Annotated in this window: 19 protein-coding genes and 1 riboswitch; of the genes, 10 read left to right on the top strand and 9 right to left on the bottom strand. The window is 45.9% G+C overall.

Annotated elements, in window-relative coordinates:
* Nucleotides 1-42: 42 nt before the first annotated feature.
* The 5 genes from thiQ to mpl form a co-directional block, all read right to left on the bottom strand.
* Nucleotides 43-747 carry a thiamine ABC transporter ATP-binding protein gene (thiQ, locus tag RH85_RS15460; protein WP_006713635.1) on the bottom strand — a complete coding sequence of 235 codons (705 nt, stop codon included), beginning with the start codon at nt 745-747 and terminating at the stop codon, nt 43-45.
* Nucleotides 741-2,348: a thiamine/thiamine pyrophosphate ABC transporter permease ThiP gene (thiP, locus tag RH85_RS15465; RefSeq protein ID WP_039949161.1), complete on the bottom strand. Its 1,608-nt coding sequence runs from the start codon at nt 2,346-2,348 to the stop codon at nt 741-743. Before thiP ends, thiQ begins: the two co-directional genes overlap by 7 nt.
* Before the next feature lie 9 nt (nt 2,349-2,357).
* Nucleotides 2,358-3,365: a thiamine ABC transporter substrate binding subunit gene (thiB, locus tag RH85_RS15470; protein WP_006713637.1), complete on the bottom strand. Its 1,008-nt coding sequence runs from the start codon at nt 3,363-3,365 to the stop codon at nt 2,358-2,360.
* Between the two features lie 61 nt (nt 3,366-3,426).
* Nucleotides 3,427-3,538: riboswitch (TPP riboswitch) on the bottom strand.
* 42 nt (nt 3,539-3,580) lie between these two features.
* Nucleotides 3,581-4,207 (bottom strand): flavin prenyltransferase UbiX, encoded by a 627-nt coding sequence (locus RH85_RS15475; RefSeq protein ID WP_006713638.1) that lies wholly within the window; start codon nt 4,205-4,207, stop codon nt 3,581-3,583.
* A 6-nt stretch (nt 4,208-4,213) separates the two neighbouring features.
* A complete protein-coding gene (gene mpl / locus RH85_RS15480) occupies nt 4,214-5,566 on the bottom strand; it encodes a UDP-N-acetylmuramate:L-alanyl-gamma-D-glutamyl-meso-diaminopimelate ligase (protein WP_006713639.1) in 1,353 nt (450 codons plus the stop codon).
* Between the two features lie 322 nt (nt 5,567-5,888).
* Here mpl and fbp point away from each other — a divergent pair, with 322 nt between their 5' ends.
* The gene (gene fbp, locus RH85_RS15485) at nt 5,889-6,899 is read left to right on the top strand and encodes a class 1 fructose-bisphosphatase (RefSeq protein ID WP_006713640.1); all 1,011 of its coding nucleotides are present in this window, start codon (nt 5,889-5,891) and stop codon (nt 6,897-6,899) included.
* A 131-nt stretch (nt 6,900-7,030) separates the two neighbouring features.
* A complete protein-coding gene (gene ppa / locus RH85_RS15490) occupies nt 7,031-7,558 on the top strand; it encodes an inorganic diphosphatase (RefSeq protein ID WP_006713641.1) in 528 nt (175 codons plus the stop codon).
* 70 nt (nt 7,559-7,628) lie between these two features.
* On the opposite strand, the gene RH85_RS15495 is transcribed toward ppa, so the two are convergent.
* The 4 genes from RH85_RS15495 to tamA form a co-directional block, all read right to left on the bottom strand.
* Nucleotides 7,629-7,976, bottom strand: a complete 348-nt coding sequence (locus tag RH85_RS15495; RefSeq protein ID WP_006713642.1) for a DUF2799 domain-containing protein — start codon at nt 7,974-7,976, stop codon at nt 7,629-7,631.
* 64 nt (nt 7,977-8,040) lie between these two features.
* Nucleotides 8,041-8,388: a gamma-glutamylcyclotransferase family protein gene (locus RH85_RS15500; protein WP_006713643.1), complete on the bottom strand. Its 348-nt coding sequence runs from the start codon at nt 8,386-8,388 to the stop codon at nt 8,041-8,043.
* Nucleotides 8,389-8,442: 54 nt separating this feature from the next.
* Entirely contained in the window at nt 8,443-12,195 is a 3,753-nt protein-coding gene (gene tamB, locus RH85_RS15505; protein WP_006713644.1) for an autotransporter assembly complex protein TamB, read from the bottom strand.
* On the bottom strand, nt 12,192-13,907 hold the full coding sequence (tamA, locus tag RH85_RS15510; RefSeq protein WP_006713645.1) for an autotransporter assembly complex protein TamA: 1,716 nt from the start codon (nt 13,905-13,907) through the stop codon (nt 12,192-12,194). The genes tamB and tamA overlap by 4 nt, the downstream gene beginning before the upstream one ends.
* 126 nt (nt 13,908-14,033) lie before the next feature.
* On the opposite strand from tamA, the gene msrA reads away from it, so the two are divergent.
* The 8 genes from msrA to RH85_RS15550 all read left to right on the top strand — a co-directional run bounded on the left by msrA (nt 14,034) and on the right by RH85_RS15550 (nt 20,362).
* Nucleotides 14,034-14,663: a peptide-methionine (S)-S-oxide reductase MsrA gene (gene msrA, locus RH85_RS15515; RefSeq protein ID WP_006713646.1), complete on the top strand. Its 630-nt coding sequence runs from the start codon at nt 14,034-14,036 to the stop codon at nt 14,661-14,663.
* Between the two features lie 94 nt (nt 14,664-14,757).
* Nucleotides 14,758-15,309, top strand: coding sequence for a YtfJ family protein (locus tag RH85_RS15520; RefSeq protein WP_006713647.1), 552 nt, complete (start codon nt 14,758-14,760; stop codon nt 15,307-15,309).
* A gap of 110 nt (nt 15,310-15,419) precedes the next feature.
* Nucleotides 15,420-15,680: a DUF2607 family protein gene (locus RH85_RS15525; protein WP_241210406.1), complete on the top strand. Its 261-nt coding sequence runs from the start codon at nt 15,420-15,422 to the stop codon at nt 15,678-15,680.
* A gap of 106 nt (nt 15,681-15,786) precedes the next feature.
* Nucleotides 15,787-16,437, top strand: a complete 651-nt coding sequence (zrgA, locus tag RH85_RS15530) for a zinc uptake protein ZrgA (protein WP_006713649.1) — start codon at nt 15,787-15,789, stop codon at nt 16,435-16,437.
* A 64-nt stretch (nt 16,438-16,501) separates the two neighbouring features.
* Nucleotides 16,502-17,209: an ABC transporter ATP-binding protein gene (locus RH85_RS15535; RefSeq protein ID WP_006713650.1), complete on the top strand. Its 708-nt coding sequence runs from the start codon at nt 16,502-16,504 to the stop codon at nt 17,207-17,209.
* Nucleotides 17,206-18,465 (top strand): ABC transporter permease, encoded by a 1,260-nt coding sequence (locus RH85_RS15540; protein WP_006713651.1) that lies wholly within the window; start codon nt 17,206-17,208, stop codon nt 18,463-18,465. Before RH85_RS15535 ends, RH85_RS15540 begins: the two co-directional genes overlap by 4 nt.
* A gap of 2 nt (nt 18,466-18,467) precedes the next feature.
* Nucleotides 18,468-18,968, top strand: coding sequence for a DUF3299 domain-containing protein (locus RH85_RS15545; RefSeq protein ID WP_006713652.1), 501 nt, complete (start codon nt 18,468-18,470; stop codon nt 18,966-18,968).
* Nucleotides 18,969-19,465: 497 nt separating this feature from the next.
* Nucleotides 19,466-20,362 (top strand): TIGR03899 family protein, encoded by an 897-nt coding sequence (locus RH85_RS15550; protein WP_006713653.1) that lies wholly within the window; start codon nt 19,466-19,468, stop codon nt 20,360-20,362.
* Nucleotides 20,363-20,502: the final 140 nt, after the last annotated feature.

Raw genomic sequence — 20,502 nt, forward strand, 5'->3', positions numbered from 1 at the left:
GGCTTGCCGATTGGCAAGCCTTTTTATTTCTAGTCACACTAACTAGTGACCAGCTTTAACAAAAGCGGCCAGAGCTAAATTATGGTGCTCGGCAGACAATTGTTCGATCTTATCCGTAACCTCGACTCTACCATTGGCCACAAACGCGAAATGACTCGCGATTGAACGTGCATCACTAATGTGGTGAGTCACCATCACAACGGTTAACTGGCGCTCTTTCGCCAAGCGCTTAACCAACATCAACATCTCTTCACGCAATAAAGGATCAAGTGCCGAGAATGGCTCATCCAATAACCAAACTTGGTGCGGCTGAACAAAACAACGTGCTAAAGCAACCCGTTGCCGCTGTCCGCCAGACAACTGTTCTGGTAAACGCTCTAAATAGTCACCCACTCCAACTTGTTGAGCGGCCTCAGCGACCTGCCGCTTTTGCTCAGCACTCAGTTTTAACCCCGGGTGTAAGCCTAAACCAATGTTTTCACCGACCGTCAAATGAGCAAAGAGGTTGTGTTCTTGAAACAACATCGCCACTGGTCGTTGATGAGGCGCCTTACCAACCAATGATTGTCCCGCAGCCAAGATTTTTCCCGAAGCCGGTTCAATAAATCCAGCCAACAAAGCCAACAATGTCGATTTACCGGCGCCGCTTGGCCCCATCAGGGCCACAATATCGCCCTGATCGACCTGTAATGAAAAATCAAACGCTTCACTATGATAGTGATAGTGGGCCTGCTTTACGCTTAACATAAATCACCTTTGGCTTTTGCAGTCTGGTTAGCTTTAAACAATTTTTCGATCAAGGTAAAACACCCTACACTCAACAGCAGCAATGTCAGAGAAACCACCGCAGCCGCCTCCATCTGATAACTGCCTAATAGCTGGAACAAGTACAATGGTAAGGTCCGAAAATCACCGCCACCAAACAGCGCCACGGCACTCAAGTCACCCATGGCAAGCATAAAGCTCAACGCAAATGCATGAGCCATTGGTTTTTTCAACCCGCGCCATTCTACGACTTTAAATCGCTGCCACCCTCTCAAGCCCAGATTGGCGGCTAGATATTGGTAATTCTGCTCTATTTGTAACATCGGCTGAGAGAGGGTTTTAATCACATAAGGCAACCCCATCAGGGCATTGACCGCCACGACAATAAAATACGCCAGACTAAACACATCGGTAATATTGCGCAGTAGCAAAAATAGCCCGGTCGAAATAACTAATCCTGGTGTAACCAAAATAATCGTTCCGAGCAGCTCAATTTGATCCGCATGGCGACTTTTGCCGTTCAAGCGCAAACGACGGCTTGTAGTAAGAATCGCAATCCCCGCGCTTAAAGCAAGCACACTCGCGACCGCCGCAACTTGTAATGAAGAGAGTAACGCTTGCCAAAAACGCTGATCGCGCAATACTGAAAAAATTTCCCCATTCAAGCCACTGAGTACCACCATCAGTAGAGGAGGCACCACCAGCAACAATGCAAAACCAATCCAAAATGCATCCCAATGGCGAGAGAGACGACCATCATTAACCAAGTAACGCTGCTGGGTAACTGAACCTGCCGACACGGCTAGAGGCTTGGCAAGGCGTTGAATCGACAGTGCTAAGACACCACACAACAGCATTTGCCAAATCGCCAGCAAGGCACCAGCTTGCAGATCAAAATCAAACTTAATCGCTTGGTAGATCGCCAACTCAATGGTGGTCGACTTGGGTCCACCGCCTAACGCCATCACAGTGGCAAAACTGGTAAAGCACAGCATGAAAACTAAACCAGACACATGCGGTAACTGTTGTTGCACACGCGGCCACTCAACCCACTTAAATTTCTGCCACTGGCTCATTCCCAAGTGGGCACACAGTTTATGTTGCTCTTGAGGAATGGTATCTAATGCTTGCAGCAACAAGCGAGCAGCGTAAGGGAGATTGAAAAATACATGAGCCAACAATATACCGTTGAGACCATAAATGGAAAACGGCAAGGCTTGGTCAAATTGCACCAACCCGTCGGCAATTAGACCAGAATTGCCGTAAATCGAGAGCAAACCAAAAACGCCAACCAAGACAGGAAGCACCAAGGTAGAGCTGAACAACTTGAGTAACAGGCCTTTGCCTTTAAAGTCTCGCCTTGAAAGCGCATGGGCAACGGGTATGGCTAAACTGACACTGAGTAATGTCGAAAGAAACGATTGATAAAAACTAAACTGAGTAACGTGGCGATAGTAAGGATCTTGCCACACCTGCAATAGATTAAGCGAAGGTGCCGCATAAAATAATGCCGCCAGAGCTGAAAAGACAAAGGCCGCGATAAACATCGCGACCCACAGCCCTAATTTAGGAATACGATTCAAGTAAAAACCTTAACGCGTCAAAGCGCTTTGCCATTCACGAATCCATGCTTTACGCTGTGCGGCAATCTCATCGGCACTAAAGCTGAGCGCTTTACTTGGTATCGTCAGTGTTGCAAAACCTTTTGGTTGTGTAACATCGGTCACTGGATACATCCAGTTGCCTGTTGGCATCGCTGATTGGAATTGGTCACTTAAAATAAACTGCATGAACTGATCAGCCAACGCTTCGTTTTTGCTGCCTTTCACTTTCGCCGCTACTTCCACTTGGGTGTAATGACCTTCACTAAAATCCGCTGCCGCGTATTTAAGATCGTTTTCGGCAATAATGTGGTAAGCCGGCGATGTGGTGTATGAAAGCACCATATCCGCTTCGCCTTCTAAGAACATAGAATAAGCTTCAGACCAACCTTTGGTTACCGTAACCGTTTTTGCTGCCAGCTTTTGCCATGCCGCGGCAACATCATCACCATAAATAGACTTCATCCACAACATCAAGCCTTGACCCGGCGTTGAGGTGCGCGGATCTTGGTAGATGATGTTCAAATCATCACGCTGCTCGACCAACTCTTGCAAGCTTTTTGGTGGATTGGCCAATTTTTCTTTGTTGTAAACAAAGGCAAAGTAACCATAGTCATAAGGAACGAAAGTGCTGTCTTGCCAACCACCGGGAATCGTTACGCTGCTGGTATCAACCTTGTGCTCACTCAGTAAACCGGTCTTCTTCGCTTCGGCCATTAGGTTATTATCCAAACCTAAAACAATATCCGCTTTGCTATTGCCATTTTCTAAACGTAAACGGTTAAGGATCGACACGCCATCATCCAGAGCGACAAAATTAACATCGCAGCCACCGCATTGAGCTTCAAAGGCTTTTTCAATCGTTGGGCCAGGGCCCCAGTCTGCAGCAAATGAATCGTAGGTATAAACGGTTAGGGTATTGTCCGCCGCGAAAGCAGAAAAAGACGCGCAAGCAATCGCTAGCGTGCTAAAGGTGGTGGTTAACTTGGTGGTTTTCACTGTTCGCTCTCTCCGAGTTGAGCGGCACAGGTTTGAGGTCGGGGTTTAATTATCGCAAAATTAAATGACCAGACTCAATTCCTACGCCAGCATTATCTGGTTCAGGTACACGGGTCCCGGTCATTGACCAATCTCAGCCAGCGCATCACAGCATGGCTCCCCGATGAGTATTGATAGGATTGTAATCATTCTACTAACCCATGGCTAGCTCGATATTATTGACGTTGATCATAACCCCAGCGCGGGACTAATCCCTGCTCTATGCCCAAATGGTCAAGGATTCTCGCCACCATAAAATCGATCAAATCTTCAATGGTTTTCGGTTGATGATAAAACCCCGGAGCCGCAGGCATAATGGTCACGCCCATTTGTGACAACTTGTGCATGTTCTCTAAATGCAGGGTCGAAAATGGCGTTTCACGCACCACCAACAATAACTGACCACGCTCTTTCATCACCACATCGGCAGCACGCTCAGTCAAATTATCCGACATGCCGTGAGCAATCGCCGCCACACTGCCTGCAGAACATGGACACACCACCATCTGTTTTGGCGCAGCGGAGCCCGATGCCACTGGCGAGAACCAATCGTCTTTACCACACACCACCAATTTATCTGCATCACAATTGAGATGCGCAACTAACGTTTGGTGCGCAGCCGCTGGGCCGCTGGGCAATTTCAAACCATGTTCAGTCGCCAATACCACTCGCGCGGCAGAAGAGATCAACAGGTAAACCTGATAATCTGCCGCTAACAAGCACTCGAGTAAGCGCAACCCATAAGGTGCGCCCGATGCGCCAGTAAAGGCCAAAGTAATCGCTTTACTACTCTTGTTTGTCATGCTGTTTTAACCTGCCAGTTTCTCTAGCAGCTTGCCATGAATACCTTCAAAGCCGCCGTTACTCATCACTAGAATATGATCGCCCGGAACTGCTTTTGCCACGATCGCATCGACCAATTGATCGATATCAGCACTGGTATAAGCGGGTTGAGAACATTGCTGAGCAACCTCTTCTACCGACCATTCAATGCTCTCTGGCTGATAAAGGAAAACCTCATCGGCATGATGCAATGATGCTGCGAGAGTATCTTTATGAACACCACGTTTCATCGTCGCGGAACGCGGTTCTAGTACTGCAATGATCTTATCGCTGCCCACCTTGTTACGCAGGCCCCCCATCGTCAGTTCAATCGCGGTTGGGTGATGGGCAAAGTCATCATAAACCGTCACGCCATTCACTTGCCCTTTCAGCTCTAGGCGGCGCTTAGTATTGATAAATTTCGCTAGCGATTCACAAGCAAGATCAGCTGTTACACCAACATGACGAGCTGCCGCGATCGCCATTAGAGCGTTATCGACATTATGATCGCCAACCAAATTCCATTTCACTGTACCTTTGATTTCACCATCAAGCAGCACATGGAATTGCGAACCATCTTTGACAATCTTTTCTGCGCGCCAATCCCCTTGCTCACCGGTGTATTCGGTTTCACTCCAGCAACCACGGTCCAGCACATCGGCCAGCGCTTGATCAGCTTTTGGCGCTAAAATACGCCCGTTGCCCGGCACAGTACGAACAAGATGATGGAATTGACGCTTGATCGCTTCGAGATCATCGAAGATGTCTGCATGATCAAACTCTAAGTTGTTCATCACTAATGTGCGTGGATGGTAGTGAACAAACTTTGAACGCTTATCGAAAAAAGCACTGTCATATTCGTCCGCTTCCACCACAAAAAACATGCTTTCACCCAAGCGAGCAGAAATACCAAAGTTGCCCAACACGCCACCGACCAAAAAGCCTGGCTGATAACCGCAATCTTCGAGTATCCAAGACAGCATACTTGAGGTAGTGGTTTTACCATGCGTCCCCGATACCGCTAGCACCCAGCGATCATGCAGTAAAAACTCTTGTAACCACTGTGGTCCAGAGGTGTAACGCAGGTTGTTGTTAAGTACATACTCCACGCAAGGATTGCCGCGACTCATCGCATTACCAATCACGACCAGATCCGGCGCAGGATTCAATTGCGCAGGGTCAAAACCCTCTATTATTTCAATACCTTGAGATTCCAGCATGGTACTCATTGGTGGATAAACATTGGCATCACTGCCCGTAACCTTATGGCCTAACTGACGCGCTAGTGTTGCCGCGCCACCCATAAAGGTGCCACAGATCCCCAAGATATGAATGTGCATAAACGAAACCTTGTCCTACGCTAAAAATACCACTTCATTATGGCGATAAAGCCACTAAAAGCGAACCGTTTTGATCACTCTATTGCCAATTGAATCGACCTATTTCGCCTTATTCGCGCACTTTTCTATTCCCTCTATCATGGCAAAACACAATGTAAATAAATTGGGATCTCAAGCAGTTAGTTTATTACCCATAAAAAGATCTACGTCTTACACTTATCTAGGGAGTTTTTAATCACTGAGCAAATCCTCCCTATTGCACTGGATCACTAGAAATCCATCACTCAAGCCCAATGTATTTAGCTGACTAAAAGGAAATATCATGTCTGGAATGCGCACCCTTGGCGAATTCATCGTCGAGAAACAAGCGGACTTCCCTCACGCAAGTGGTGATCTCTCATCGCTGATCTCTTCGATTCGCTTGGCGGCCAAGATCGTTAACCGCGAAATCAATAAAGCAGGTTTAGTAGACATCACTGGCGCTGTCGGTACTGAAAATGTACAAGGTGAAGCACAACAAAAACTGGATGTTTACGCCAACGACAAATTTAAAGCCGCGTTAGAGGCTCGTGATCAAGTTTGTGGCGTCGCGAGTGAGGAAGAAGACCAAGCGGTGGCGTTCAACAAAGAGCTGAATAAAAACGCTAAATATGTGGTATTGATGGACCCTTTGGATGGTTCCTCCAATATTGATGTCAATGTCTCGGTTGGCACCATATTTTCTATTTATCGTCGCGTATCTCCAATTGGTACCCCACCGACTGAAGAAGATTTCCTGCAACCGGGTAACAAGCAAGTCGCAGCCGGCTATGTGATCTACGGTTCCTCTACGATGTTGGTGTACACCACAGGTAATGGCGTCAATGGCTTCACCTACGATCCATCGTTAGGCACTTTCTGCCTATCTCATGAAAATATGATGATCCCGGATGATGGTCAGATCTATTCTATCAATGAAGGCAATTATTTTCGTTTCCCGCAAGGGGTAAAAAAATACATTAAATATTGCCAAGAAAACGATCCACAAACCCACCGTCCATACACGTCGCGTTACATTGGTTCACTGGTGGCCGATTTTCACCGTAACCTGCTCAAAGGTGGCATCTATCTATATCCAAGTACGCAAAGCCACCCACAAGGTAAGCTGCGCTTATTGTACGAATGCAATCCAATGGCTTTCATTATCGAACAAGCTGGTGGCTTAGCTTCGGATGGCGCACAACGTATCATGGATCTAAAACCCACAGAGCTGCATCAACGTGTGCCGTTTTTTGTTGGTTCAAAAAACATGGTGAAACAAGTTGAGATGCTGTTGGAATTACATCCCGACTAAATATAAAAAAGCGCCGCGAGGCGCTTTTTTTCCATCTAAACTGACAACAGTTTGTTTACATTAAAGGCTATTTACCTATATGGTAATAGATGCATTTTTAACCAAGCAACTAAAATATAAGGATATTACTCATGAGCTTGAATGATGTACCTGCTGGTAAATCTCTACCGGATGACCTGTATGTCGTGATCGAGATCCCTGCCAACGCAGACCCGATTAAATATGAAGTAGACAAAGATTCTGGCGCGGTTTTTGTGGATCGTTTTATGTCTGCGCCAATGTTCTATCCATGCAATTACGGCTATGTAAATGATACCTTATCGCTTGATGGCGATCCGGTCGATGTATTGGTTCCAACCCCTTACCCATTGATGCCGGGGTCGGTCATTCGCTGTCGACCTGTGGGTGTGTTAAAGATGACCGATGAATCGGGTGAAGATGCGAAGGTGTTTGCCGTACCGCACAGTAAACTATCCAAAGAATACGACCATATCCAAGATGTAGATGATATTCCTGAACTTCTCAAAGCACAGATCACCCAATTTTTTGAACGCTATAAAGAGCTGGAAGCGGGTAAATGGGTCAAAGTTGATGGTTGGGCCGATGTTAAGGCTGCAAGACAAGAGATCCTCGAATCTTATGAGCGTGCTCAAAAATAGCCATTCACAAAAGACAAAGCCAGCATTGCTGGCTTTGTGGTTTTATCGCATCAATCAGGTTATTCCGTAACTACCAAGATTCGTTACGGCCATTGTTGTAATCACTGCGAAAAAACGGATCAACATCATCACAGATGCCAAGGTATGGCTGACCAATACGACCTAGCATGTAAGCGCTTTGCGAACAGTACTTTTCTTTACCCACCGCGTAACCGGCCTGATAAGCTTCAAATAACTCATCAGTAAACACGCCAGACTGGTCGAGCTCTGCCAATTTTTGTTCGCTCTGCAATTGGTGGCCTTTTATCGCTTGCTGGCGGCCATAATCTTGCCAAGCTTCCGTGGTATTCGGAATTGAAATCGGTTGAGCTGCGCAACCCATTAATACGCTGCACATCAACATCACTTTCCACTTCATATTACCTCCTAACATGCATTATTGAACGCCATCTCTTACCAGCGTCTGCATCATTGTTTGGTCATTATACCCGCTGACACCAGTCACCTGATGCAATCACGATATCCAATTGTGAGGCATCTTGATAAAGATAAATCCAAGCTTCACCAAATGGCGTCGCTATCAATTCTCGGCGATATTCAACCGGTACATCTTCGAGCTGATCAAGAGCTTGTAAGGTCGCGTCATCAACAAGGTAAACCTCACCAAAAATAACTTGGTGTCCCTCTACTACGGCTGGATATGTTCCAAGATCATATAAGGCGTATTCAGGTAAGGTTTCATGGCGTCCCAACAACTGCCCATGACGTAAAAAGTGATGATTACTTTCGTTCTCACGTAGCGTGCCATAAACAAATACTAAATGCTGCACTTCATCGTTCTCCTTACGTTGGTCATTTTATTGATAAGATCTCAAAGCGTCAGTCTAGTTGAATTCAAACTGGTAAAGCAGATCAACCGCGCTGTCTAAACCGGAAACAACTTCCAGATAAAGATCCGTCATCAAGCGATAACGTACCGTGAACTCACCGACAGAATCAAAAATACCGACCCCATATTTAACTTGTAAGCCCGGTAAAACGTAGCCACTTACGGTGACTTGAGAATCATCCCCTGAACCTGCGGTATCCAGCTGTAAATCCTGTACACCGAAGGCTTGGCCTATTTCTCCAACCACTTTACCGCTTTTGGCTAAACTCAAACCAATCAAGGTGGTCGTCATAGCATTGCCACCTGATTCACCATCAATATCTTGACCTCTCAATAGATAAGATAGCGCATTTGCTTGCGGCATGGCGGGATCAGAGAAAATCGTCAGTTGTGGTTCATCGGCAGGACCAACGACTTTCACCCCAGCGGTGACATCATCTTGTGTATTGTCTGGGTTACGGATTGCGGTAATTTGCACATAAGGTTGATCAACCGGACCATTCATCAAAATCTTACCTTCTTCAATCAGCAAATCTTGACCAAATGACTGATAAGAACCATCGGTAATGTTGACCTCGCCGGTGACAAAAGGACCTTTGTTCTTCTGAACCACCTTAAGATCACCCACTAAACCACCCTCTAAGCCAAACGCGGATAATTTGAAGTCATCGCCAATCTTAATCTTAATATTGGTTTCCACGGCAAACGGCACCGTAGCGTCACTTTCAATCGGCTCACCTTTGCTATCCACCAGCACTAAGTCTTTAGAGATACCGACCGCACTTGGCGGCAATTCATCAATCACAATTCGCCCCCAAGGAAGGGCAATATTGCCATCAATTTTCGCTAAATTCGGCTGGGCTGAAATCGTCATATCCGGGATCACTTTGATCCGCACCATCGGCGGTACATCCACTTTTAATTCATCGGCAAAAACACGAACATTGGTGCGCCAATCTTGCAGATCTTGCCAATCACCGTCGCCGGTCAAATTCAATTCACCATCTGGGGTTTGAATCGCAGCTTTCAACCTCGCGTTATAACCTGAAAAATCGATGCTTAAGCGGCCGGAATCAACATCAATTGGTGAGATATCCCCATGCAGCAACATATCATCAATCACAAATTGCCCTTTGACCTGTGGATGCAATAATGGGCCTGAAAAGCTTAGATCGGTCTCAATATTTGATTTTAGTTGGCTGTACTCACCCACTAAGACATTGAGAAAATCAAGATTGAACGTACTCAACGCTAAACGGCCTTCCATCTGCTTATCTTGCGCCGTGACATCAGGAATAGTGACCTGACCGCTAACATCGCCATTATCGGTGACATCAAACAGCCAATCGGCTGCCAGTTTATTATTGGTCATGTCAGCTGTGATTTTGACACTGTCCCAGCCAAACACTAACGGCTTTTCCAGTAACTGCTTCACTTGGCCTTTAGGCATCGTGATCGACGCTTTCAATTCAGGCGCTTGCTTAGGTGCCCACTTAGCCCATACAGAGCCTTCCACCGATCCGGTTAACTCGGTCTTCTCTGGCATAAACATAGATAGCTGAGTGAAATCAAATTGCTTGATTGATAATTGCGCCTCACCGCTTTCACCAACTTCAATGTCTTTATCCAGACATACTGAGCTATCATTTTGTTGCCAGCAATGCGCTCCTACCGCCGCCATATTACTTGCAAAATCAAACTTAACCGCCGTGGCTTGATTGAGAGTCCAATCACCTTGTTGTGAGCGAATCATCATGCGAGCCAACTGACCTTGCCAAACCAAATTGGGTTTATCCGTTAAATTACCGCTGATCGCTAAACTGCTGGACACTAGTTTGGAATTAACCTCTAAGCTCAACTCATGTGCGTCTTGGTTACCGCCAATATTCAGCTCAACATCATCAATCACGTCATCTTGATACTGGATATTTTCAGCCGTTAGATTCACTTGACCATGAGGCAAGGGCAACGGGATGACGTCTCCCTTTAAGCGCACACTTTTTACTTGTGCTTCACCACGCCAATCAATGTCATTGACAGCAAGGTTAACGCCAACTTCAGGCTCACTCATCTTACCGCGTAAACTCAAATCCCCCATGGCTCGACCTTTCAGATCAGGGATAGACTTAGCCAATTCAGGCAGATTCAAGCGCACTTCCATATTCCATTGCTGCGCAAGCTGACCTTTTGCTTCAATCTGATTTGGGCCATGGGAAAGCACCAGTTTAGGGGTTTCAAGTTGAATATCCCCTTGGCCTTGTGGATCGGATGCTTTGAGTGAGCCCGCAACATTAAGTGGGTATTGGCGCAAAATACCATCGATATCAAGCATGGGTAGATTAACTTGCCAACCACCTTGCTCAGTTAAGGCACCATCAGTTTGCAACGCGCCACTGAGATTGCCTTCCGCTTGTGGCCACTGCAACCCAGGTTGAATATTGGATAGCTTCAAATCGGCAGCCCAATTGATTGGCGCTTGCCAGTTGGCCATCGCCGAACCTTTAACCGAACCGCCCAGCGTATCAACAACCAATTGCGAGAGATGAATTTCGGATAGATCACCTTTACCCTTGAGGTTCACATCAACTTCCGGAATCGCTTTTCCTTGCGCAGAGGCATTAAGATCCAGTTGATAACCATCCAACGATCCTTGAGCATTAAACTGTGCAATCGCCGCTTGATAATCCGCATCACCCTTTAATGGCCATTGTGCTTTCGCATTACTGACCGCTAAATGAAAAGGCATCACAGGATCTAAAGGTTCAAGATCGGCTTTAATATCAGCTTCAACGAGCTGACGTAATTGAGCATCAAGTTTCAGCTTTTCGACACTACCGCTCGCTTTTAGTTGTAGCTTCTGCCCTTTAACCGGATCGATATTCAATAACGCATTCAACTTAAGATCCAGTGGGTAGCCCTGTGACAAAGTCACCTCACCATTTAGATCTGCGGTCACTTGTGGCATTTCTAATTCTAACTGCGTCACTTTGATGCTTGATTGGCTCGCCAGCGCCTTTAAACCTAGGTGATGGATCACCACTGGCTCAGCTTGCTCAAGTTTAAAATTCGAAACATCAAGACGTGTCACATCAATCGACAGAGGTAGAACGACATCCGGTAGGATGATCGGTTGTGGATCACTTACGTCGGCGGTTTGGGGGGGAGGGCTGTCAGGAGTAGGATCTAAGGTAACAATGCCGCCATCAAAAACGGTTTTATTGATACTCAGGCGATTACCTTGGAAGATCAAACCGCTGGCAAACGTATCCCAGCTGACCTGATTTCCTAACACATCAAGCGCGACATCTTGCAACAATATTTGCCCAACACGTATCGGTAAAGGAGCGGTAATTAAACTATCGCTTGTTGTTTCTGGCTCCGCGCTCGTTTGTGAGGGTGGCAATTGCGGCATAGTAAATTGCACACCTTGTATCGCGATCTCATCAATACAAACACTGGGCTCGGTAAAGCAGGCAGGCTTTATTGCTAAAGTGAGCGCGTTGACCTTGGCATCAATGTGCAACGAGTCATCTTTAAACGCGACATCATTTAAAGTAAAACGCGGAAAAATTGAGCCTTGATGGGAACCAATCGTCAATTGCGGGACAAAGCGATCCGCAGCCCAAACCGCCAAACTCAAGCCCGGTTTGGAGAACAATAAAATAGTTAGCGCCAGCAACAATGCTGACACTAAACCGAAAACAATCAAAGAAAGCCATTTTGACCACTTTAATACCACTTTGGTCATAACTCAGGCCCTAAAGTAAAGTGTACTTGGAATTCATCTCCCGGTTTGGCATCTAGACCCCAAGCAAAGTCGAGTCGAACAGGGCCAACAGGCGATGCCCAGCGAACCCCTACACCTACACCACGTTTAAAATCTGGGGTTTTATTGAAGGCATCACCGTAGTCATAAAACATCGCCCCCCACCAATTGCCCACCACTCGATACTGATATTCCAATGATGTGGTTGCAATGTATTTTGCCCCGGTCAATGCGCCACTCGAATCTCGCGGCGAGATCGATTCATACCCATAGCCGCGTAAATTATTGTCACCACCAGCGAAAAAACGCAGCGAAGGCGATAGCTTATCCAATTCATCAGTCACATTGGCACCGCCGTCAATACGGAACAATCCGCGATGATTATCGCCAATGCTACGTATCCAAGTTGTCCCCGCTTGTATGCGGAACACTCGGGTCTCTGATAAGGCTTTCGGATCGCCATACTCAATGGTGGCACTCTGGCGATCTCCCCACATCGGCATCGATCCTCCCCGCGATCGAGTACGGGAAAAAGAAATACCGGGTAGTAAGAACTGCGCATTATCATCTTGAATACCCTGCTCATAGTTCTCTAAGAGATAGCGGATAAACAGCGTTCTATGCCAACCATTATCAAGGGTCCAATGGCGCTCTAACGCCAGATTCGATTCCAAACTCTTGGTATCACGATTGTCGACGTTTTTCATTCCGTATTGGATGCGATAGTACTCATTGAGTACATCATCCAATGGAATTCGATAACCGGCTGTGATGGTTTGCTCTGGTTTTGACAGCGAAAAACTACTATCAAAACTATGACCACGAGAATTCACCCATGGTTTTTTCCATTTTAGGGAACCTCTAACGCCCACATCGGTGGAATAACCAATACCCGTCTCCAGCTGGTTTTTCGCTTGTGGAGCCAATGAAACTTTTACCGGTAGCTCACGCCCTTGGCCAAGATGACTTAAGTCTGGCTCGACAAACACCGACGAGAACCAATCTGTATTGGATAGATTTTGGTTATATATGCCTATATCGGTGACCAAATAAGGATCACCCTTTTGATACGGTTCTAGGGAATGAACACGGTCTTCTTCAATTTGGCTACCCGTAATGATGGTTTCGCCAAAGTGATAACGGATACCACTATCAAAATGCAACCGTATATACGCTTGGTTTAGTTCCGGCGAAACCTCTAAACGGCTAAGGTCAAAATCCCCTTCAAAATAGCCTTTTTGCAGCGCAAGATTACGAATACCAGACTTTAACGCATCGTATTCGCCCTGATTGAGCCGTTTACCGACTTTCAAACCACTAAGTGCAACTAAAGCCGCGAAATCTTTATCTTGCTTGGCTTCACCCGTAAATTGAACATCCAACTGAGTCACCAGTATGGGTTTGCCCGGCGTAACATCCACGATCAGATCCTGACCATCTTTCGATACGCTAAACTCAAATTGTGGATGATAGTAACCAAGCGCATTGAGCGCTTCGGTAATGCTGCGCTCTAAGCGAGATTGAAAACGAAGTGAAGTATCGTATTCCTTTTGAGGAATCGAGGTTAAATAGGCATCAACGTTACTTTTAATTTTGCCCTTTAAGCCTCGGATCGACAGGTCCACATCCGCCACAGCCACAAAGCTGGGCAGACACAGTAAAGAAATCAGAATGACGAGAGGCTTTTTAAACATGCAGTATGAACGTTATTAATTCGTATTATTTATATTAAATGATAACGTTAGTTGTTGATTTAGTCTGTATGAAAAACGTCAAATTCACGGTCTTCTTCTAAGGACAAGCGCTCAAGGACACTCAATATGCTAGATAAACAAACTCTCATCTCTGCTGAATTGGCTTTACCCGGTCGAGATACACCGCTACAAATCGAAGACCAACACTTCGTCAACCACTCCCAATTGTCAGCTATGCCACAAGAGAACGAACAACAAGTTTTGTTCGGTATGGGCTGTTTTTGGGGCGCAGAGCGCCTCTTTTGGCAGCTCGATGGCGTGGTAAGCACCTCGGTCGGCTACGCCGGAGGTTACACGCCAAATCCAACCTACGAAGAAGTCTGTACTGGTCATACTGGCCACACTGAAGTCGTCAGAGTAGTTTATAACCCCAACATCCTCACTTTTGAACAACTGCTCCACCATTTTTGGGAACAACACAACCCAACTCAAGGCATGCGTCAAGGTAACGATTTAGGTAGCCAATATCGTTCTGCGATTTATGTTTATAGCCAAAAACAACTTGAACATGCTCTCGACTCAAAGCAACGCTATCAAGCCTTACTTGGTCAGCCAGAGGTCACCAGCGAAATCGACTTTGCCAAAACCTATTATTTTGCTGAAAGTTATCACCAGCAATACTTAGCGAAAAATCCAAATGGCTATTGTGGTCTTGGTGGGACAGGAATTTGTTTTCCGCCACAAGATAACGTTTAAGCCCCGCTTTCACCAATGGTCTGGCTTCTTGGACTAAAGTTTGAGTATATACTTTAGATTCGTCAGCCAAGCATGACTTAACAGGAAGAAAATAATGAACAACAAAACGCTTATCGCTCTCGCTATTGCTGCTTTACCTATGTTTGCTAATGCGCACAATTTAACCATCGGCAAACCGGTGCCAACTGTGGATGTCGCCAGTTACGGTGAAATACTAGTGCAAGATAACGATACGATTTACCAAACATGGAATAGCGAGGCAATGTTAGGCAAGGTACGCGTTATTCAAGCGATTGCGGGCCGCAGTCATGCAAAAGAAATGAATGCACCATTGATGGCCGCCATTACCGCATCACAATTTCCAGCCGAAGACTACCAAACCACGACCATCATCAACCAAGATGATTCAATTTGGGGGACGGGATCTTTCGTTAAATCTTCAGCACAAGACAGTAAAACCGAGTTTCCATGGTCTTCAATGGTCCTAGATGAGAACGGCGTAGTCGCGGCAAGTTGGGATTTAAAAGCAGAATCTTCAGCGATCATCGTGCAAGATAAACAAGGTAAGGTGTTGTTCGTAAAAGAAGGCGTGCTGTCAGAAGATGAAGTGCAACAAGTCCTAGCACTTATCGCACAAAACCTCTAATCGAACAATTTAGCACTTAAAGTTTTAGTCGGAGTTGTTATAGTATAACAACTCCGTTTTTACTTTTGATGGTCACTATGCACCGCTTTGGTTTATTATTTCGATGCAAAATGATGGTTGTACTTAGTACAGTCATGCTGCTGCTATGGACCAATTTCGCGGTTATCCACCATCAATTAGATCTCGATCTTCAACATCATGAGCACCATCACTGCCAGCTATTTGCTAGTGTTGTGCATGGCGCCAAGTCAAGCCCACTCACTCTACCAATCGCCAATAGCTCAGAGCCTCCACCTTCGCTTGCTGTATACCACTACCTAGAGGCTCCAGTGATTGCGCAAATTGCGCGAGCACCACCTAAGCTTATCTAAAACAATACATTTCATCTTTCATACCTAACATGATTTTAGGTATCTCAATACTCACAACTTTCCTGTGGGTATTAACACATGTTTTGATAAGTTCTAGGATAATAAAATGAACAAATTTTCTCCGATTGCTCTCGCTCTAGGTTTGGTATTGGCTCATACAGCTAGCGCTGAAGAGGGTTTTCGCCAGCATGATGCTCATGTCCATGGCGAGGTTGAATTCAACATTGCACAAGATACGAATGAGCTGTTAGTAGAAATCACCGCTCCCGGTGCTGATGTGGTTGGTTTTGAGCATGCTCCAGAAAACGAGGCTCAAAACCAAGCGCTTGCTAAGGCAATTGCTCAACTGGAAAAGCCAAAAGAAGTACTTACTCTTTCGTCATCTGCTCAATGTGAAATCGAGCATGTCTCAGTGCGCCACACGTTAGGTGAAGATGAGCACCACGACCACGACCACGACCACGACCACGACCACGACCACGACCAGCATGATGAAAAAGCCCATCATCAAGCGCAAGAAAAACATCATGACCATGATGAACATAAAGATCATGCTGCTCATGAAGATCACGCCAGTCATGGTGAATTCACCATTGAATACCACTACCAATGCGACCAAATTGACGATCTAGACCAAATCGATACGCAATGGTTTAGCCTATTTCCAAGCACAGAGAAAGTACACGCGAATGTGCTGACTGACACTGAGCAAAAAGCGCTCGACTTAAGCCCAAAAAACAGCACGATTAAGCTGTAAGTCATAAGAGAGCTTGGCACCAAGGCCAAGCTCTACTTGTTCTCGATATTGATTGGAATACTCAATGGACAACACCTCACAATCAAAGGTGATAGACCTCAGCCAAGTGCATTTTTCATGGCCAGGTAGTAATAGCCCTACGCTAGTCATTGAAAAACTAGAAGTACGTCGTGGCGAACATTTATTTATCAAAGGGCCAAGTGGCTGTGGCAAATCCACACTACTGGGGTTGTTAACGGGGATTAATCACCCCCAGCAAGGTTCGCTAACCATTCTCGGAGAGGACCTATCTCAGCTTAGTAGCCGGCAGCGCGATCGCTTCCGCGCAGACAACATTGGTTATATCTTTCAACAATTCAACCTACTGCCTTATTTGAGCGTGATTGAAAACGTGATTCTTCCTTGCCAATTCTCAGCGCAACGCAAGAGCCGCGTCAGCACGGATTTAAAACCTCAAGCGCAAGCCTTGTTGAGCAAACTACACCTTAGCCCATCGCTGCTGCATAAGCCCGTCGTGGAACTCAGCATCGGTCAGCAGCAACGCGTCGCTGCCGCTCGTGCTTTAATGGGCAATCCACCGTTGATCATTGCTGATGAACCAACCTCATCGCTCGATCACGACAATCGCAGCGCTTTTATCGAGCTACTGCTCGAACAAGTAAATCAAGTTAACGCCACCTTGGTTTTTGTCAGCCATGATCCAACTCTCGAAGCGCTGTTTGATCGTAGCGTGGATCTACACCACATCAATCAAGCAGGAGAGCAAGCATGAGCCCAACCTTGATGTTAGCGTGGAAGAGCGTCAACAATCGACGCTTAACGGCCTTTCTGACCATTTTGACTGTCGCGGTATCGCTGGTTTTACTGCTTGGCGTTGAGCGGATTCGCACCCAAGCGAAAGCCAGTTTTGCCAATACTATTTCGGGTACCGACCTGATTGTTGGCGGACGTTCAGGGCAAGTGAATCTATTGCTCTACTCCGTATTTCGGATTGGCAACGCCACAAATAATATTGATTGGAAAAGCTATCAAGAATTCAGTCAACACCGCGCGGTCGATTGGACCATTCCGTTATCTTTGGGAGACTCTCACAAAGGGTTTCGTGTATTAGGCACCAACCAAAGCTATTTTGAACACTATCGCTACGGCAATAAGCAGGCGTTAGAACTTAGCCAAGGCAAACCATTTGACGGCTTATTTGAAACGGTGATTGGTGCCGATGTGGCGAAGAAACTTGGCTACCAAATTGGCAGTGAAATCATTATTGCACACGGAATTAGCGATGTTGGCTTTAGTCGCCACGATAATTTACCGTTTAAAGTGGTCGGTATTTTTGCGCCAACCGGCACTCCGGTCGATAAAACCGTGCATGTCTCGCTCGAAGCGATTGAAGCCATTCATGTTGGTTGGGAATCAGGAGCACGCCTTGGTCAAACGCCAAGCGCTGAATCTTTAGCAAAAGCAGATTTTACTCCCAATCAGATCACTGCAATGTTGGTCGGGTTAAAATCTAAAATTCAAACTTTTGCCTTACAGCGTCAGATCAATACCTACCCGCAAGAACCGCTAAGCGCTATTTTACCCGGCGTGGCCTTACACGAACTATGGGGCATGATGTCCGTTGCCGAACAAGCTCTGATGGTAGTCTCTGGCTTTGTTGTGGTGGCAGGTTTATTAGGTATGCTTTCCAGCTTACTCACCAGCTTACAAGAGCGACGCAGAGAAATGGCGATCTTACGAGCCATGGGCGCCAGACCGAGACATATTTTCAGCTTACTGATCTTAGAAGCAAGCGTGCTGACCTTTGTCGGCATTCTGGTCGGCATCATTTTACTTTATGGCTTGCTAGCATTAGCGGGGCCTTTTGTGACCCAAAACTACGGCATTCAACTACCTTTAGTCATGCTGTCCTACTATGAACTAGGCCTGATCGCAGCTGTCCAATTTGCTGGAACCATGATAGGCATTTTCCCTGCGCTACGAGCTTATCGTCAGTCTCTAAGCGATGGAATGACAATACGAGTGTAATAATGAAAAAAGTCTTTGTATTACTTTGCTGGACATTGAGTTTAGCCTTGCCAACGTATAGCGCAGCGAATGAAGATATGTTGACCTTAGATTGGATAGATTTGATCCCTGAGAATGAACGTAATCAATTTGATTCCGTCGGCATGCCGATCATTAGTGATCATAGTGGCGCGGCAATGCAGCAATCAACACTAGGCTCGGTTAGGCAAGAGCTTAATGGCAGTCAGGTCAAAATCCCGGGATTTGTCGTTCCACTCGAAGGTGACGATGAGAAAATCACCGAATTTCTATTAGTACCGTACTTCGGCGCCTGTATTCATGTTCCACCACCACCACCCAATCAGATTATCTATGTGAAATTTCCACAAGGGGCTCCGATCCAACAGCTTTGGGATGTGATCTACGTGATAGGCACGCTCAAAACAGAAACGCTTAGTCATGAATTGGCGGAAACCGGTTATATGATTGAAGGGAGTGCCATCGCAGAATACGATGATTACTAAGCCGCATTAAGCTATCTGACTCGCGCCACAACACAGCGCGAGTAGCATGACTCGTAATGAGCAAAATTTAACAAACAAGCAACCTATTCATTGCCCTAAAAATCTCAGCGACTAGATTAAATACCTAGATAAATAGACTAGCACGGCTAAGTAAACGAAGAGTAATAAGGCAATTGATAGGTGCTTTCTGAATTTATTCTCTTTGGAATATCTCATAAGCCCCTCATTAATTGATAACAACTTTAACAAATTGTTATCAATGGTGGTAGTGAAATTTTACCGTTAGAGGGCTAAATTAAATTTAAGATGACTTGAACACAAAGCAACAAAATCCCTTTCCCTGCAAATTAGAATACATTGGCCCCAACCACTGTATTGCTTAATCTAGCGTACAATAACTTCAAACAAGATCGAGATAACTCACATTAGTTTCTCTAGCGAGCTTTGGTGTAAAAAGGTACAGTTATCACTAAGTCTATGTGGGTGAAGGGAAACCTATGTCTGAGAATTCTAATCCAGTAATTATCGAGCACGAGCCTAGCCAAGAAAGCCGTCACGACAAAAAATCTAACTATGTTAAAGACAGCTCGAGCCGCGTACTGCATATTGCTCAAACTCATGGTCTAGATGCCCTATTACAAAAAGAATCACCACAAAAACCCGCCCTAGAAAGAGCTTTGTTGCGCGATCGTCGCCGTCGTGAACAACGCCAAAAAAACTTAGAGCAGATTTTAAAACTGGCTTACACAGCATGCAGTGATGAGACAGCTGGCGAGCCGGATCAAGATTGGTTATACCGCTTCTTTGATATGGCCCAAGAGGTTCACAACCCTTCAATGCAGCGCTTGTGGGCACAAGTCTTTAAACGTGAAGTCACTAACCCTGGCTCCACCTCGATGAAAGCGCTTAAAGTCTTGCAAGATATGACTCCGAAAGAAGCGCAAATTCTCCAACGCGCGGCTTCACTTGCCTGTAGTTTTGGCCACGACAGTAGCCGCAAACTTTTAATTGGATTCCGGGCTCAAGGTGGCTTGTTCAGTCTTGGTAAACGTACTCTCACCACCAATATTAATCTGGGTAATTATCAACTGCCCTATTCAAGCCTATTGGTACTGTTTGAGCTCGGTTTGATGCACGGTACTGAACTGGAATCAGGTGAGATTGATTTAGAGTCCCCGCTGCCATTAATTTACCAAGGTAAGAATCTTGCGCTGCAAGTGCATAGCAAAGGAGTGCGTTTACTTTACTACCGTTTTACGCCAACCGGAAACGAGCTATGTAAACTGCTCGGCAATAAACAAAATAGCCAATATTACGATCAATTGATTGCGATGCTTGGACAAAAATTCTCAGTACAAACGGAAACGAAAAGCACCATTCATCACGCGGTCTAAAGCGAGAAGCGAGAAGCGAGAAGCGAGAAGCGAGAAGCGAGAAGCGAGAAGCGAGAAGCGAGAAGCGAGAAGCGAGAAGCGAGAAGCGAGAAGCGAGAAGCGAGAAGCGAGAAGCGAGAAGCGAGAAGCGAGTAAGCGAG

The organism is Vibrio ichthyoenteri ATCC 700023 (assembly GCF_000222605.1).
Taxonomy (GTDB): domain Bacteria; phylum Pseudomonadota; class Gammaproteobacteria; order Enterobacterales; family Vibrionaceae; genus Vibrio; species Vibrio ichthyoenteri.

Bases quoted from the DNA above. Each gene is read 5' to 3' on its own strand.
- RH85_RS15525 (WP_241210406.1), top strand. From the start codon at position 15,420: ATGATGGTTGTACTTAGTACAGTCATGCTGCTGCTATGGACCAATTTC.
- RH85_RS15535 (WP_006713650.1), top strand. From the start codon at position 16,502: ATGGACAACACCTCACAATCAAAGGTGATAGACCTCAGCCAAGTGCAT.
- RH85_RS15520 (WP_006713647.1), top strand. From the start codon at position 14,758: ATGAACAACAAAACGCTTATCGCTCTCGCTATTGCTGCTTTACCTATG.
- RH85_RS15495 (WP_006713642.1), bottom strand. From the start codon at position 7,976: ATGAAGTGGAAAGTGATGTTGATGTGCAGCGTATTAATGGGTTGCGCA.
- RH85_RS15545 (WP_006713652.1), top strand. From the start codon at position 18,468: ATGAAAAAAGTCTTTGTATTACTTTGCTGGACATTGAGTTTAGCCTTG.
- tamA (WP_006713645.1), bottom strand. From the start codon at position 13,907: ATGTTTAAAAAGCCTCTCGTCATTCTGATTTCTTTACTGTGTCTGCCC.
- fbp (WP_006713640.1), top strand. From the start codon at position 5,889: ATGTCTGGAATGCGCACCCTTGGCGAATTCATCGTCGAGAAACAAGCG.
- tamB (WP_006713644.1), bottom strand. From the start codon at position 12,195: ATGACCAAAGTGGTATTAAAGTGGTCAAAATGGCTTTCTTTGATTGTT.
- zrgA (WP_006713649.1), top strand. From the start codon at position 15,787: ATGAACAAATTTTCTCCGATTGCTCTCGCTCTAGGTTTGGTATTGGCT.
- RH85_RS15475 (WP_006713638.1), bottom strand. From the start codon at position 4,207: ATGACAAACAAGAGTAGTAAAGCGATTACTTTGGCCTTTACTGGCGCA.
- ppa (WP_006713641.1), top strand. From the start codon at position 7,031: ATGAGCTTGAATGATGTACCTGCTGGTAAATCTCTACCGGATGACCTG.
- mpl (WP_006713639.1), bottom strand. From the start codon at position 5,566: ATGCACATTCATATCTTGGGGATCTGTGGCACCTTTATGGGTGGCGCG.
- RH85_RS15540 (WP_006713651.1), top strand. From the start codon at position 17,206: ATGAGCCCAACCTTGATGTTAGCGTGGAAGAGCGTCAACAATCGACGC.
- msrA (WP_006713646.1), top strand. From the start codon at position 14,034: ATGCTAGATAAACAAACTCTCATCTCTGCTGAATTGGCTTTACCCGGT.
- thiQ (WP_006713635.1), bottom strand. From the start codon at position 747: ATGTTAAGCGTAAAGCAGGCCCACTATCACTATCATAGTGAAGCGTTT.
- RH85_RS15550 (WP_006713653.1), top strand. From the start codon at position 19,466: ATGTCTGAGAATTCTAATCCAGTAATTATCGAGCACGAGCCTAGCCAA.